At 65.3% G+C, this 13197-nt stretch carries 15 protein-coding genes; 1 reads left to right on the plus strand and 14 read right to left on the minus strand.

What is annotated here, in order from left to right; all coding sequences use genetic code 11:
* Nucleotides 1–16 precede the first annotated feature (16 nt).
* The 13 genes from E3O11_RS14355 to recO all read right to left on the minus strand — a co-directional run bounded on the left by E3O11_RS14355 (nucleotide 17) and on the right by recO (nucleotide 10401).
* Entirely contained in the window at nucleotides 17–661 is a 645-nt protein-coding gene (locus tag E3O11_RS14355) for a Trp biosynthesis-associated membrane protein (RefSeq protein ID WP_092448524.1), read from the minus strand.
* Nucleotides 661–2208 carry an anthranilate synthase component I gene (locus tag E3O11_RS14360; RefSeq protein ID WP_092448523.1) on the minus strand — a complete coding sequence of 516 codons (1548 nt, stop codon included), beginning with the start codon at nucleotides 2206–2208 and terminating at the stop codon, nucleotides 661–663. Before E3O11_RS14360 ends, E3O11_RS14355 begins: the two co-directional genes overlap by 1 nt.
* A complete protein-coding gene (gene hisI / locus E3O11_RS14365; protein ID WP_092448522.1) occupies nucleotides 2205–2582 on the minus strand; it encodes a phosphoribosyl-AMP cyclohydrolase in 378 nt (125 codons plus the stop codon). Before hisI ends, E3O11_RS14360 begins: the two co-directional genes overlap by 4 nt.
* Nucleotides 2582–3343 carry an imidazole glycerol phosphate synthase subunit HisF gene (gene hisF / locus E3O11_RS14370; RefSeq protein ID WP_092448521.1) on the minus strand — a complete coding sequence of 254 codons (762 nt, stop codon included), beginning with the start codon at nucleotides 3341–3343 and terminating at the stop codon, nucleotides 2582–2584. Before hisF ends, hisI begins: the two co-directional genes overlap by 1 nt.
* Nucleotides 3344–3367: 24 nt before the next feature.
* A complete protein-coding gene (gene hisG / locus E3O11_RS14375; protein WP_092448520.1) occupies nucleotides 3368–4207 on the minus strand; it encodes an ATP phosphoribosyltransferase in 840 nt (279 codons plus the stop codon).
* Between the two features lie 71 nt (nucleotides 4208–4278).
* On the minus strand, nucleotides 4279–4542 hold the full coding sequence (locus E3O11_RS14380) for a phosphoribosyl-ATP diphosphatase (protein ID WP_092107778.1): 264 nt from the start codon (nucleotides 4540–4542) through the stop codon (nucleotides 4279–4281).
* A gap of 4 nt (nucleotides 4543–4546) precedes the next feature.
* On the minus strand, nucleotides 4547–5221 hold the full coding sequence (gene rpe, locus E3O11_RS14385; protein ID WP_092448519.1) for a ribulose-phosphate 3-epimerase: 675 nt from the start codon (nucleotides 5219–5221) through the stop codon (nucleotides 4547–4549).
* Nucleotides 5222–5285: 64 nt separating this feature from the next.
* The gene (locus E3O11_RS14390) at nucleotides 5286–6536 is read right to left on the minus strand and encodes a deoxyguanosinetriphosphate triphosphohydrolase (protein ID WP_092448518.1); all 1251 of its coding nucleotides are present in this window, start codon (nucleotides 6534–6536) and stop codon (nucleotides 5286–5288) included.
* The gene (gene dusB, locus E3O11_RS14395) at nucleotides 6529–7716 is read right to left on the minus strand and encodes a tRNA dihydrouridine synthase DusB (protein ID WP_092448517.1); all 1188 of its coding nucleotides are present in this window, start codon (nucleotides 7714–7716) and stop codon (nucleotides 6529–6531) included. Before dusB ends, E3O11_RS14390 begins: the two co-directional genes overlap by 8 nt.
* A gap of 136 nt (nucleotides 7717–7852) precedes the next feature.
* Nucleotides 7853–7984, minus strand: a complete 132-nt coding sequence (locus E3O11_RS18500; RefSeq protein WP_255411856.1) for a hypothetical protein — start codon at nucleotides 7982–7984, stop codon at nucleotides 7853–7855.
* Between the two features lie 96 nt (nucleotides 7985–8080).
* A complete protein-coding gene (locus tag E3O11_RS14400; protein ID WP_241994736.1) occupies nucleotides 8081–8800 on the minus strand; it encodes a DsbA family oxidoreductase in 720 nt (239 codons plus the stop codon).
* A gap of 48 nt (nucleotides 8801–8848) precedes the next feature.
* A complete protein-coding gene (locus E3O11_RS14405; protein WP_241991020.1) occupies nucleotides 8849–9667 on the minus strand; it encodes an isoprenyl transferase in 819 nt (272 codons plus the stop codon).
* Nucleotides 9664–10401 (minus strand): DNA repair protein RecO, encoded by a 738-nt coding sequence (recO, locus tag E3O11_RS14410; protein ID WP_092448515.1) that lies wholly within the window; start codon nucleotides 10399–10401, stop codon nucleotides 9664–9666. Before recO ends, E3O11_RS14405 begins: the two co-directional genes overlap by 4 nt.
* A 168-nt stretch (nucleotides 10402–10569) precedes the next feature.
* On the opposite strand from recO, the gene E3O11_RS14415 reads away from it, so the two are divergent.
* A complete protein-coding gene (locus E3O11_RS14415) occupies nucleotides 10570–11259 on the plus strand; it encodes a hypothetical protein (protein WP_198415605.1) in 690 nt (229 codons plus the stop codon).
* A gap of 106 nt (nucleotides 11260–11365) precedes the next feature.
* Here the strand turns inward: E3O11_RS14415 and leuA are convergent, their stop codons facing one another.
* Nucleotides 11366–13132 (minus strand): 2-isopropylmalate synthase, encoded by a 1767-nt coding sequence (gene leuA / locus E3O11_RS14420; protein ID WP_092448513.1) that lies wholly within the window; start codon nucleotides 13130–13132, stop codon nucleotides 11366–11368.
* Nucleotides 13133–13197 lie beyond the last annotated feature (65 nt).

The following is a 13197-nucleotide window of genomic DNA, read 5'->3' on the forward strand; positions in this document are numbered from 1 at the left end:
AGCGCATGCGCGCGCTTCAGCGTACGGTCGGGTCATCGCCGCGGCTGAGGTCGTCCCAGTCGCCGACGGAGTCGCTCGCTGCGGGCTCAGTCGGGGTTGCCAGTGGTTGTGCACCGTGGGGCGAAGCCACTTGTTCAAACCGAACGGCCTGATACTTACGGGTCGGACCCGGCCACCGACCGCTCGTGACGATAATGGCCACACCAACACCCACCATGACGATCGCAGCACCCATCGCCACGAACGGCCAGGGTGTGATGACCGTGCCGAGCACGCTCAACTGAATCGACTCGTGACCGGCTATTCCCGTGGCGGCGGTCACCGCTGCGGCGCTGGCATCGGCGGGGTCTCGCACGGCCAGGAACGCGGCGAGGAACACCGAAAAGCCGAGGAGCACCTCGAGGGCACCGAGCACGATGCGAATCAGCCGCCCGGCGATGGTGAGCGCCGCGGCGAGGGCGAAGCCGGAGAGCGCGAGGGCGGTCAACGCCGGCGCGGCAATGGCTCCGTCGATCTCCAAGACCTGGGTGCCGGCATCGGGGAGTCCGACTTCGGCCTGCACCCAGACCTGGGTCCAGGCCAGCATGGCGAGCGAACTCGCCGCCAAAACGGAGAGGATGAAAACGAGTTTCAGGCGACGCGCTGACATCCGTTCTGCCATTAGTGCACCCTCCGCATGGCGTTGGCGACGGCGACGGCTCGCAGCGGGGCTGCCGCCTTGTTCTGCGACTCCTGGTACTCGGACGCGGGGTCGGAATCAGTCACGACGCCGCCGCCGGCCTGCACTCGCGCGATACCGTCCTTGATCGTGGCGGTGCGGATGGCAATGGCGAGGTCGGCGTCGCCGGCGAAACCGAAGTAGCCGACCACTCCCCCGTACACGCCGCGCTGGGCCGGTTCGAGGGCGTCGATGATCTCGAGCGCCCGCGGTTTCGGCGCGCCAGAGAGCGTACCGGCCGGGAAGGTGGCGCGGAAGACGTCGATCGCGGTCTTGCCGGGAACCAGGTTGCCCTCGACCGAGGAGACGAGGTGCATGATGTGGCTGAATCGTTCGATACGCATGAACTCGGTCACCTCGACCGAGCCGGCCGTGCACACCTTGAGCAGGTCGTTGCGGGCGAGGTCGACGAGCATGAGGTGTTCGGCCCGTTCCTTGGGATCTTCGGCGAGCTCGATCGCGAAGTCGGCGTCGGCATCCGGTGTCGTTCCCCGCGGTTTGGAACCGGCGATCGGGTGGGTGAAGACGCGTTGGTCTTGCACCTTGACCAGAGCTTCCGGCGACGATCCGACGATCCAGTATGGGTCGCCTTCGTGCGTTTCGAGGCTGAGCAGGTACATGTACGGGCTGGGGTTTAGGCTGCGCAACACCCGGTAGACGTCGATGGGGTGCGCGGTGCAGACCTGGTCGAAGCGCTGCGAGATGACCACCTGAAACACATCGCCGTCGACGATGTGCTGCTTGCCGATGTTGACGGCGGTGAGAAAGTCGTCGCGGGTGGTGCGATTGCGCGGCGAGCTCGGTACTTGCAGGTCGACCTCGGCCAGCCACGCTTCGCTGGGCGCGGCGAGTCGGCCCTGCAGCGAATCGAGGCGCTCGCTCGCGGCAGCCCAGAGCTCGTCGGGCGTGTCGGTACCATCGTTCAGCACGTTGGCGATCAGCTGCACGGTGCCGTATTTGTGGTCGAGCACGACCAAGTCGGCGACAAAGCTGAAGGACTGGCCCGGAACGTCATAGTCGGCCGGCGGCTGGTGCGGCAGGCGTTCGATCTGGCGAATCGCTTCCCAGCCGATGAAACCGACCAGCCCGCCGGTCAGCGGCGGATGTTCGGGCAGCCGCGGCGTCTGCCACCGGTCGAACAGGTACGCCAGCGCCGCGAGTGGGCCGAGGGAGGCCGCAGACCCGAGCGCACGCTCGGCGGAGAGCCCGTAGTCGATCCAGCGGGTTTCGTCGCCCTGTTGGGTGAGCACTCCAAAGGAGGAAACACCGACGAAGGAGAATCGCGACCAGATGCCGCCCTGCTCGGCGGACTCGAGCAGAAAGCTGCCGGGCAGACCGTTGGCGAGCTTGCGGTAGATGCCCACCGGGGTCTCGCCGTCGGCGAAGAGTTCACGGATAACCGGAATGACCCGGTGCTCGCCGATCAGGGCATCGAACTGGATGCGGGTGGTCGAGCCGGCGGTGCGGGATCCTGCAGGGTTACCGGTCATTCCGTGGGCCTTTCCATGGTGGTCACGCCGAGGTCGCGCCCGTCGAAGCAGGTGTGGCTGCCGGTGTGGCAGGCGGCTCCGACCTGGTCGACCTGCACCAGCAGGGTGTCGTTGTCGCAGTCGAAGGCAGCGGAGTGCACGTACTGGGCGTGGCCGGAGGTGTCGCCCTTGCGCCAGAATTCCTGGCGGCTGCGCGACCAGAACGTGACGCGCCCCTCCGTCAGGGTACGGCGCAGCGCTTCCCGGTTCATCCAGCCGAGCATGAGCACCTCGTGGGTGTCCCACTGCTGGATGACCGCGGGCAGCAGCCCAGCGTCGTTGAACACCGCGGCGTCGAGCTGATTGGTGAGTTTGGCGTTCAGTTCATCGGCCATTAGCGCACCAGCATTCCCTCGGCGGCGAGCTCCCGCTTGACATCATCGATGGTCAATTGTCCGTTGTGAAAAACGGATGCCGCCAGCACGGCATCCGCGCCGGCCCGGATCGCCGGGGGAAAGTCCTCCACTCGCCCGGCCCCGCCGGAAGCGATCACCGGAACCCGACTGTTGGCGCGCATGAGCGCGATGAGATCGGTATCGAAGCCCGCCTTGGTCCCGTCGGCGTCGATCGAGTTGACCAGGAGTTCCCCCGCGCCGAGTTCGATCGCCTGCCGGGCCCAGGCCACAGCATCCAGGTCGGTTTCGGTGCGACCGCCGTGGGTCGTGACGACGAAGCCGCTCTCCGTGCGAGCGGATCGCTTCACATCGAGGCTGAGGACAATCACCTGGGCGCCGAAGCGATCCGCGATCTCGGCGATCAGCGCCGGACGGGCGATGGCCGCGCTGTTCAATCCGACCTTGTCGGCGCCGCTCGCCTGCAGCCGGGAGACGTCTTCGACACTGCGGATCCCACCGCCGACGGTGAGCGGAATGAAGACCTGCTCGGCGGTCGCGCTCACGACGTCGTAGGTCGTCGAACGGTTATCGACGGTCGCCGTCACGTCGAGAAAGGTCAGCTCGTCAGCGCCCTGCTCGTAGTAGCGGCGGGCGAGTTCGACCGGATCGCCGGCGTCGCGCAGGTTCTGAAAATTAACGCCCTTGACGACACGACCGTTGGCCACATCGAGGCAGGGAATGACGCGCACACTCAGGCTCATGGCTGGTTGTCCTCTTTCGTGTGCTTAGAGGCGGGCGTTGTGAATGGTGGTGACCAGGATGGCTCTGGCCCCGATGGCGTAGAGCTCGTCCATCACGTTGTTCATGTCCAGTCGGGCGATCATAACGCGCACGGCGGCCCACTCGGGGTCGTGCAGCGAGGACACGGTCGGCGATTCGATTCCGGGGGCAAGCGCGGCGGCCGTGTCGAGCAGCGCGACCGGAATGTCATAGTCGAGCAGCACGTATTGGCGGGCCACGAGCACGCCCTGCAGGCGGCGCAGCAGCGTCGCGATTCCGGCCTTGTCGTTGGTGGAGCTGATCAGCACGGCGGTGGATTCGAGGATGACCGGTCCGAAGATTTCGAGGCCGGCCTTGCGCAGTGTGGTGCCGGTGGAGACAACGTCGGCGACGGCATCCGCTACCCCGAGCTGAACCGCCGATTCAACGGCCCCGTCGAGTTCGACCAGGTCGACGGTCACCGAGTGGGTGGCGAGAAAGCGTTCGACCAGGCCGGGATAGCTCGTGGCGACGCGCAGGCCGTCAAGGTCCTTCAGCTCGGTGAAGCGCCCGGCCGGTCCGGCGAAGCGAAAGGTAGAGTCGCCGAAGTCGAGGCTGGCGATTTCCTGCGCCTTCGAGTGGGAGTCCAGCAGCAGGTCGCGCCCGGTGATTCCGACGTCGAGGGCGCCGGAGCCGACATAGGTGGCGATGTCGCGCGGACGCAGGTAGAAGAATTCCACCCCGTTGCGCGGATCGGCGGTGACGAGGTCGCGCGGGTCGCGACGACCGGTGTAGCCGGCCTCGGCGAGCATCTGCGCGGCGGTTTCAGACAACGAGCCCTTGTTGGGCACGGCAATTCTCAGCATGGGGGGGTACTCTCTCGGTTTTTCGTGCCAGACAAATTTATGACGGATACCAGCGGATGAGCTGGCGCGGGTCACAGATGTCGGTAGATGTCCGCCGGAGAGAGGCCCTTCGCGATCATCATGACCTGCAGGTGATAAAGCAGCTGGGAGATTTCGGCAGATGTTTCATCATCGCTCTGAAACTCGGCGGCCATCCACACTTCGGCCGCTTCTTCGACGATCTTCTTGCCAATGGCGTGCACGCCGGCGTCGAGTTCACGAACGGTGCCGGAGCCTTCCGGGCGGGTGCGAGCCTTGTCGCTGAGTTCTACGAACAGGTCATCGAAAGTTTTCACGCCTCTAGGTTACCCGCCCGTGACGGTGACTCGCCGCGCGTTCGCGCAGCAGGCCGATCTGAGCGGCCGGATTCTCGGCCCCGAACACACTGGACCCGGCCACGAAGGTGTCGGCACCGGCTCGGGCTGCGATCTCGATGGTCTGCGCGGTGATGCCGCCGTCGACCTGCAGCCAGACGTCGAGTCCGGTCTTCTCCACCTGTGATCGCAGCTGGGAAAGCTTCGGCATGGTCTCTTCCATGAAGCTCTGGCCGCCAAAACCGGGCTCGACGGTCATCACGAGCACCTGGTCGAACTCGTCGAGCAGGTCGAGGTACGCCGTGACGTCGGTACCGGGCTTGAGCGCGATGCCAGCGCGGGCGCCGATCTGCCGCAGCCGCCGGGCCAGCGCCACCGGCTCGGTCGTCGCCTCGGCGTGAAAGGTGACCGAGTAGGCTCCGGCCTCGGCGTAGCCGGGCGCCCACCGTTCCGGGTCGTCGATCATCAAGTGGATGTCCAGCGGCAGCGGCGACACCTGCTGCAGCCGCTCGACCATCCCGAGCCCGAAGGTGAGGTTCGGCACGAAGTGGTTGTCCATGATGTCGACGTGCACGAGGTCGGCGGAGCGGATGCGGAAAAGCTCGCTCTCAAAGTTGGCGAAATCGGCGGCGAGGATGCTCGGATTAATACGGGTAGCCATCCCTTCAGCTTATCGAGCTTGAAGGAGCCGCTCGGCGCGTCGAGCCTTCAAACCGGGCAGAGCGCTAGCCCTGCACCAGGCGCTCATACCAGGCCAGGGCGGACTGGTCGGTGAGGCTCGCGACCTGGTCGACGATGACGCGCTTGCGGGCGGCATCGTCGTCGGCGGCCTGCCAGTCTTCGCGAAAGCCGGGGTCGAGGTGTTCGTCGCCGGACTGGTGCAGGGTTTCGGCGAGCAGGGTGAGCACCTGGCGCTGCTGCACGTAGATGGGCTTGCGGGTATTGCGGGTCATGACGAAGGCCGCGACAATGCCCTTGAGCACCGAGATTTCGGCCTGGATCTCCCGCGGCACGATCACATTCGCCCCGAACCGCAGCATGTTCGCACCGGGGTGTGCTTCTTTGGTGGCGTGTACGGCAGCACTGCTGAACCGGCCGATGAGCTGGCTGGTGAGGTTCTTGAGGTGGCCCTGGTCGCGTCGCCCGGCGGTCCAGGAGTCCATCCAGACATCGAGGGAGTCGAGCCGGTTGAACGCGGTCGCCAAGTCCTCCGCGCTGGTCTGGTCGCCGATCCACTCCGACATGGTGGCGAGGAGTTCGTCGTGATCTGCGCGGCTGCTCAGGGCTGCCACGTCGACGTAGCCGTTGACGATGGCGTCTTCGAAGTCGTGCACGCTGTACGCGATGTCGTCGGAGAGGTCCATCACCTGGGCTTCGATGCAGAGTTGTCGGTCGGGCGCTCCCTCGCGCAGCCACTCGAACGCGGCCAGGTCGTCCTGGTAGAACCCGAACTTGGCCCGCCCGCTCGGGTCATAGACCGAGGATCCTTCTGGCCAGGGATACTTGCAGCTTGCGTCGAGGCTCGCCCGGGTCAGGTTGAGTCCGTAGCTTCGCCCGTCGGGTCCAAACACCTTCGGCTCGAGCCGGGTGAGCAATCGCAGGGTCTGCGCGTTCCCCTCGAAGCCGCCGATGTCTTCCGACCACAGGCTGAGCGCCTTCTCGCCGTTGTGTCCAAAGGGAGGATGCCCGATGTCGTGCGCGAGGCAGGCGGTATCGACGATGTCGGGGTCGACGTTGAGGCGGGAGGCGATCTCCCGCCCGACCTGGGCGACCTCGAGCGAGTGGGTCAGTCGGTTGCGGGCAAAGTCGAGCCCCGCCGTGGGACTGAGGACCTGCGTCTTGGCCGCGAGGCGCCGCAGAGCGCTCGAGTGCAGCAGTCGGGCGCGGTCGCGGGCAAAGTCACTGCGCCGCGAGTAGTGCTCTTCGGGAAACCAGCGGGCCTCGTCGGTCTCGCTGTATCCGGTTTTGTTAGCCACCGCTGGTATCCCCTTCGCCCTCGGTCAAATTCAGTCGCTCCGCCCCGAAAAGATCCTGAGACTCGAGCCAGTGCTCGGGCAGCGACGGTTTCTTCGGTGTTCCCGCGCGCCCGCGCGGGCCCTCAACGTCTGAGCCCGGGTAAGGCAGCGAGGCGTCGAGGGTGCCGAGCAGGTCGTCGAGCTGCGCGAGAGACTGCACCATCGCCAGGCTCGCGCGCAGATCGCCGCCGACCGGGTAGCCCTTGAAGTACCAGGCGACGTGCTTGCGAATATCGCGGCAGGCCCGGTCTTCGCTATCGAAGTATTCGGTGAGCAGTTCGGCGTGGCGGCGGAAGGCGTTGATGACCTGGCCGAGCCCCGGTTCGGCTTTGAGTTCCTGACCGCGAAATGCAGCGGCGAGGTCGCCGAACAGCCACGGACGGCCGAGGCAGCCGCGCCCGACGACGACGCCGTCGCATCCGGTTTCACTGACCATGCGCAGGGCGTCGTCGGCCGACCAGATGTCGCCGTTGCCGAGCACCGGCACGTCACTGATGGCGTTCTTGAGCTTCTCAATTGCCGACCAGTCGGCGTGGCCGGAGTAGAACTCGGCGGCCGTTCGGCCGTGCAGGGCGATGGAGGCGACGCCGGCTCCGGCGGCGGCCTTGCCAGCCTCAATGTAGGTGAGGTGGTCGGCGTCGATGCCCTTGCGCATCTTGACGGTCAGCGGAATCGGCCCGGCCGCAGTCACTGCGGCCTCCACGATCTGACGGAACAGGCCGATCTTCCACGGCAGGGCAGCTCCCCCGCCCTTGCGGGTGACCTTGGGAACCGGGCAGCCGAAGTTGAGGTCGATGTGATCGGCACGGTCCTCAGCGACGAGCATGGTCACGGCCTCGGACACCGTTTTCGGGTCAACACCGTAGAGCTGAATGGAGCGGGTGGTTTCGCTCTCATGATGGGTAATCAACCGCATGGTCTCGGTGTTGCGTTCGACGAGCGCGCGCGAAGTGATCATCTCGCTCACAAACAGTCCAGCGCCGTATTCGCGGCACAGCCGGCGATATGCGGTATTGGTGATGCCGGCCATCGGCGCGAGCACCACGGGCACGTCAAGCGTGAGCGGGCCGATACTGAGCGGACCAACGGCCAATTGGTCGATCGGCGCCCGCTGGTCGTAGGCGGAAGTAGGTGAAGTCATGGTGGGTCAATTCTCCCAGAAAGCGCGTGGTGCTCCGAATCCTCTGCATCGCGGATGCCGGGCGCACACAAAAACGCAGCTGCCGCGCCCGGAAAGGGGCGTACGGCAGCTGCGCTGTTGACGAAATGGGCTCAGATCAGCTGCAGCAGCCGCCACCGCAGCAGGAGCCAGCGGCTTCGTCGGTCGCGGTCGCAGCACCCAGGAGCTCGATGGTGGGACGACCGGCAGCGTCGGTGAAGACGGGCGGGGTAGTGATGGTGTCAGTCATGAGTTATCTCCTTGAATCAATTGGGTGAAACGGTGAAGTCTGCGGGTACAGCTGGTTGCTTACCCGTCAGGCTACGCGAGTTCGCTGGGTATCGGGTTACGCGGGGACGTCGTCGGCCCCGTCCCCGGTCTTGGCCGAGCGGTCGGCGCGGGCCTGGTCGAGCGCCTGAGTGAACGCCGTCGGATCCTGCGCGCCGGAAATGCCGTAGCGGCCGTCGATCACGAAGAACGGAACGCCCTGGATGCCGTAGGCGCCGGCCTGTGCCACGTCGGCCTTGACCGCGGCGAGGTGCTCGTGGGCGCTGAGTGACCGCACGACGTCGGCTCGGTCGAGTCCGATCTCGGCGGCGAGGTCGGCGAGGTCTTCGATCCGGCCAACGTGGCGGCCATCGATGAAGTAGGCCTTGAGTAGGCGCTCCTTCATCTCGAGCTGACGGCCGTGCGCCTTGGCGTAGTGCAGTAGTTCGTGCGAAATGACCGTGTTGGTCTGGTGCACGGAGTCGTAGTCGTAGTGCAGGCCAACGCTCTCGGCGATGCCGGTGACACGCTCGAGCATCTGCTCCACCTCGGCGAGGGGCATACCCTTCTTCTCACTGAGGTACTGCACAGGCGTTCCGGCGTAATCGACCGGGGTATCGGGTGAAAGTTCAAAGCTGTGATACTCGACCTTGACGGTCCCGTCGAACTGGGCGACACCGGCCTCAAACTTACGTTTACCGATGTAGCACCAGGGGCATTGCACATCGGACCAGATGTCCACCTTGATGGTGTCGGTGCTCACGGATGCGGACGCTTCGGTACTAGTTGTATCAGTCACACTCGGGCCAACGGGGCACAGGGCCCCGGTATTCCCCAACCGAAATATTCAGGCCGTCGGGGTGTCGACCGCTCCGCCATAACGACGGTTGCGGGCGGCATACAGCTCGACCGCGTGCCACAGGTCGACTCGGGTGAAGTCCGGCCACAGGGTATCGAGAAAAACCATCTCGGCATAGGCGCTCTGCCAGAGCATGAAGTTGCTGGTGCGCTGCTCCCCCGAGCTGCGCACGAACAGGTCGACGTCGGGCAGCTCGGGCACGTACAGCTGCTTGGCGATGGTTTTCTCGGTGATTCCCGACGGCTTCAGCCTGCCGGCGGCGACATCCTCGGCCAGCGCGCGCACGGCATCCGCGATCTCGGTGCGCCCGCCATAGTTCACGCACATCGTGAGGGTGAGTACGTCATTGCCCGCGGTGAGTTTCTCGGCAAACTGCAGCTCGTTAACAACGGATGCCCACAGCTTCGGCTTGCGCCCGGCCCACCTGACCCGCACGCCCCACTCGTTGAGCTGATCGCGGCGGCGGTGCAGCACGTCCCGGTTGAAGCCCATCAGAAAACGCACCTCATCGGGCGAACGCTTCCAGTTTTCGGTAGAGAAGGCATACACGCTGAGCTGTTTGACGCCGATCTGGATGGCTCCGGCGACGACGTCGAGCAGGGCTGCCTCGCCGGCCTTGTGCCCTTCGATCCGGGTGAGGCCCCGGCCGTTGGCCCAGCGGCCGTTGCCGTCCATGACTACGGCGACATGCTCCGGCACGACCTTTCGGGGCAGATCGGGCGGGTACAGGCCGGTCCAGTCGAGCGGTTTGAACGCGACGGCGTCCTTGTGGGTGAACGGTTTATGGCCGAACAGGCCGGCCATCATCGGGCGACGTGTTCCAGCGAGCGAAGCCCGCGGCCCAGGTGCCACTGGGTGTAGGCGGCGACGACTCCGGCGGCCTGGTTTTGCGTGCGATCTGGGCTCGCCGCGGCGTGCTCCCAGTCGCCGGTGAGCAGGGCGCTGAGTAGGCCGATCGTCGCTGCGTCGAGCCGCGGCGACCCGGGTGGGGCGCAAGAGTCGCAGACGATGCCACCGAGCTGCACGACCATGGCCGAGTGTTGCCCGCCATCACTTGACTGCGTGGCGCCGCAGCGGGCGCAGTCCTGAAAGCTCGGCGCCCAGCCGGCCATCGATACGGCACGTAATAAATAGGAGTTGAGGGTGAGGTGGGAGCCGTGCTCCTGCCGGGACAGCGACCGCAGCGCACCGACGAGCAGCAGGTATTGCTGCAGCGACCCCTCGGATTCGGTGAGTTTGTCGGCCGTTTCGACCATGACGCTCGCCGCGGTGTAGCTGCCGTAGTCGGCCGTGATCAGGGCGCCGTAGGAGCCGAGGGACTCGGCCTGCGTGATGATGTCGAGGCTGCGGCCCTCGTACAGCTGCACATCGGCGACCATGAACGGCTCCAGCCGGGCGCCGAACTTGGAGCCGGTGCGGCGCACGCCCTTGGCCACGGCGCGCACCTTGCCGTGCGCGCGAGTGAGCATGGTGACGATGCGGTCGGCTTCACCCAGCTTGTGGGTGCGCAGCACAACGGCTTCATCTCGGTAGACAGGCACAGGTAATTATCCCACTCTGTCGCGCAGACTTCGGTCACGGCTCGAGTACCTGTCAAACGGATGCCTCCGGTCGCTGAAAATGTGTCACGAGTCGCATCAGGCTCTGGTCTTTCCGGGCAGATGGGGGGAAACTTAGAGCACGTTGTCCCCGTGGTATGGAGGTTTTTCATGAAACCAGTCCAGGGCAGTCTGCCCGACATTATGCCCGTGCTGTCGAGAGGCAAGCACCGCACTCCGAAAAGTGGCGGCTGCTTCATGGAGTTCGCCTCCTACCTCGCCGGCGAGTCCTGGAGCGACCACCCGGCCTGCACCCACCCGGTGCTGGCCTCGCTCGCCCGGATGGTCAACGATTGCACTTCCGACGGTGCCAGGTCACGACTCGCCCTGCTGATTCCGTCGGTCATCGGCCTGACCAGTTCCGATCAGCGCATCGACAAGCGAATCGAAATCGTGGTCGCCCTGCGCGCTGGCTGCGAAGCCCTTCCGACAGCGAGCCTGGAACGCCAGCGCGCGCTCGCCGTGGGCGTGCTGACCTGCGAGCGGAACGCATCCGTTCTTGACCCGCAGTTCGCCGAGCGGGTCGGCCCGCTCATTCGGACTGCTCTGCAAAAAGCGCCAGACGCCGAACGGTGGGCGCGTGACTTCCTTGGCAGCGTGCATTCCTGGTCGCACACCAAGTTCACGCCGCGCACCGCCGACACGATCATTCGCGTCGCCGTGCAGGGCATCAGCGAGGCGTGTATTTCCGACCCGGACGCCCGGCTGTATGTCCTGCTGGACCATGCAATCAACGATTGTCGCGTCCTCCTCGGCACCCGTACACCAGACCGAACGGCGCAACTGCCAGCCCTGGCTTAGTACCCAGCACACAGCCAGGCCCCCGACCGCACCCGGATGGTGCAACGAAAGCCCAGACTGCAGAGTCTGGGCTTTCGTGTGTTGCGTTTGAGCGGATGCTGTCAGCTTAGACGGCGGACAGCTCCCGGTCGCCGACCTCGGCGCGAATGCCGCGGTTGACGGCGGAGACAACCGACTTGAGCGAAGCGGTGGAAATGTCCGCGTCGATGCCGACGCCCCAGTAACGCTTGCCGTTCACGTCGAGCTCGACATAGGCGGCAGCCTGGGCGTCGCCCCCGGCCGACAGCGCGTGCTCGACGTAGTCGTAGAGCGTGATCGCGATGCCGCGCTCGGCCATGACGCCGAGGAACGCGTTGATCGGGCCGTTGCCGGGGCCGGTAGCCTGCGCCACGGTGTCGCCGTCACGAAGTTCGACCGCGAGGTCGACGGTGCCGGACAGGTCGCTTGAGGTGCGCGTGGAGTGCAGTTCAAACCGGCCCCACTGGGCTTCCGGGTTCTTGACCGTAGCCGGCAGGTACTCGTCGTTGAAGATGTCCCAGATCTGCTCGCTGGTGACCTCGCCACCCTCGGCATCCGTTTTGGCCTGCACGACGCCAGAGAACTCGATCTGCAGCTTGCGTGGCAGGTCGAGGGCGTGGTCGGTTTTGAGCAGGTAAGCGACGCCGCCCTTGCCGGACTGCGAGTTGACCCGAATCACAGCCTCATAGCTGCGGCCGAGGTCCTTGGGGTCGATCGGCAGATACGGAACGGCCCAGACCAGGTCGTTGACCGTGCAGCCCTGTTTGGCGGCATCGGCATCCATCGCTTCGAAGCCCTTTTTGATGGCGTCCTGGTGCGAACCGCTGAACGCGGTGAAGACGAGGTCGCCAGCCCACGGGTTGCGCTCGGGCACGGGCAGCTGGTTGCAGTATTCCGCGGTGCGCTTGATCTCGTCGATGTTGCTGAAGTCGACCTGTGGGTCGATTCCCTGCGTGAACAGGTTCACGCCGAGGGCGACGAGGTCGACGTTTCCGGTGCGCTCACCGTTGCCGAACAGGCAGCCTTCGATGCGGTCGGCACCGGCCAGGTAGCCCAGTTCGGCGGCGGCAATCGCGGTGCCGCGGTCATTGTGTGGGTGCAGTGAGATCAACACGTTCTCGCGCTGGGTGAGGTGACGGCTCATCCACTCAATGGAATCGGCGTACACATTGGGCGTGGCCATTTCGACGGTCGCCGGCAAGTTGAGAATGACTTTGCGCTCCGGGGTCGGCTGCAAAATCTCGATGACCTGGTTGGAGATGTCAACGGCGAAGTCGAGTTCGGTGCCGGTGAAGCTCTCCGGCGAGTACTCGTAGTAGATGGTCGTGCCGGGAATGGTCGCTTCCATCTGCTTGCACAGGCGGGCCCCGAACAGGGCCAGATCGACGATGCCCTGCTTCTGCTCGCGAAACACCACCTCGCGCTGCAAAATACTGGTGGAGTTATAGAAGTGCACGATGGCCTGTTTGGCGCCGGTGATCGACTCGTAGGTGCGCTTGATCAAATGTTCGCGAGCCTGGGTCAGAACCTGGATCGTAACGTCGTCGGGGATGGCGTTCTCGTCGATGAGGCTGCGCACGAAGTCGAAGTCGGTCTGGCTCGCCGAGGGAAAGCCCACCTCGATCTCCTTGTAGCCCATGCGCACGAGCAGGTCGAACATGATGCGCTTGCGCTCGGGGCTCATCGGGTCGATGAGCGACTGGTTGCCGTCCCGCAGGTCGACCGCGCACCAACGCGGTGCAACCGTGATGCGTTTACTCGGCCAGGTACGGTCGGGCAGCTCGACGGCGAACTGCTCGTGGTACGGGCGGTAGCGGTGAATCGGCAGGGTGGACGCGGTCTGATTGTTCTTCATGATCCTGTTTCCTCGTGGGTGTCGCACAGCCAACGACGAACGCCGCGACGAGGGAGGCCTTTAGA

The sequence above is a fragment of the Cryobacterium levicorallinum genome (assembly GCF_004402405.1).
Lineage (GTDB): Bacteria > Actinomycetota > Actinomycetes > Actinomycetales > Microbacteriaceae > Cryobacterium > Cryobacterium levicorallinum.

What these genes read in the sequence shown, in the direction of transcription:
- leuA (WP_092448513.1), bottom strand. Translation starts at nt 13,132, where the DNA reads ATGAAGAACAATCAGACCGCGTCCACCCTGCCGATTCACCGCTACCGC.
- E3O11_RS14355 (WP_092448524.1), bottom strand. Translation starts at nt 661, where the DNA reads ATGGCAGAACGGATGTCAGCGCGTCGCCTGAAACTCGTTTTCATCCTC.
- E3O11_RS18500 (WP_255411856.1), bottom strand. Translation starts at nt 7,984, where the DNA reads ATGACTGACACCATCACTACCCCGCCCGTCTTCACCGACGCTGCCGGT.
- hisF (WP_092448521.1), bottom strand. Translation starts at nt 3,343, where the DNA reads ATGAGCCTGAGTGTGCGCGTCATTCCCTGCCTCGATGTGGCCAACGGT.
- dusB (WP_092448517.1), bottom strand. Translation starts at nt 7,716, where the DNA reads ATGACTTCACCTACTTCCGCCTACGACCAGCGGGCGCCGATCGACCAA.
- E3O11_RS14405 (WP_241991020.1), bottom strand. Translation starts at nt 9,667, where the DNA reads ATGATGGCCGGCCTGTTCGGCCATAAACCGTTCACCCACAAGGACGCC.
- hisG (WP_092448520.1), bottom strand. Translation starts at nt 4,207, where the DNA reads ATGCTGAGAATTGCCGTGCCCAACAAGGGCTCGTTGTCTGAAACCGCC.
- E3O11_RS14360 (WP_092448523.1), bottom strand. Translation starts at nt 2,208, where the DNA reads ATGACCGGTAACCCTGCAGGATCCCGCACCGCCGGCTCGACCACCCGC.
- hisI (WP_092448522.1), bottom strand. Translation starts at nt 2,582, where the DNA reads ATGGCCGATGAACTGAACGCCAAACTCACCAATCAGCTCGACGCCGCG.
- E3O11_RS14415 (WP_198415605.1), top strand. Translation starts at nt 10,570, where the DNA reads ATGAAACCAGTCCAGGGCAGTCTGCCCGACATTATGCCCGTGCTGTCG.
- rpe (WP_092448519.1), bottom strand. Translation starts at nt 5,221, where the DNA reads ATGGCTACCCGTATTAATCCGAGCATCCTCGCCGCCGATTTCGCCAAC.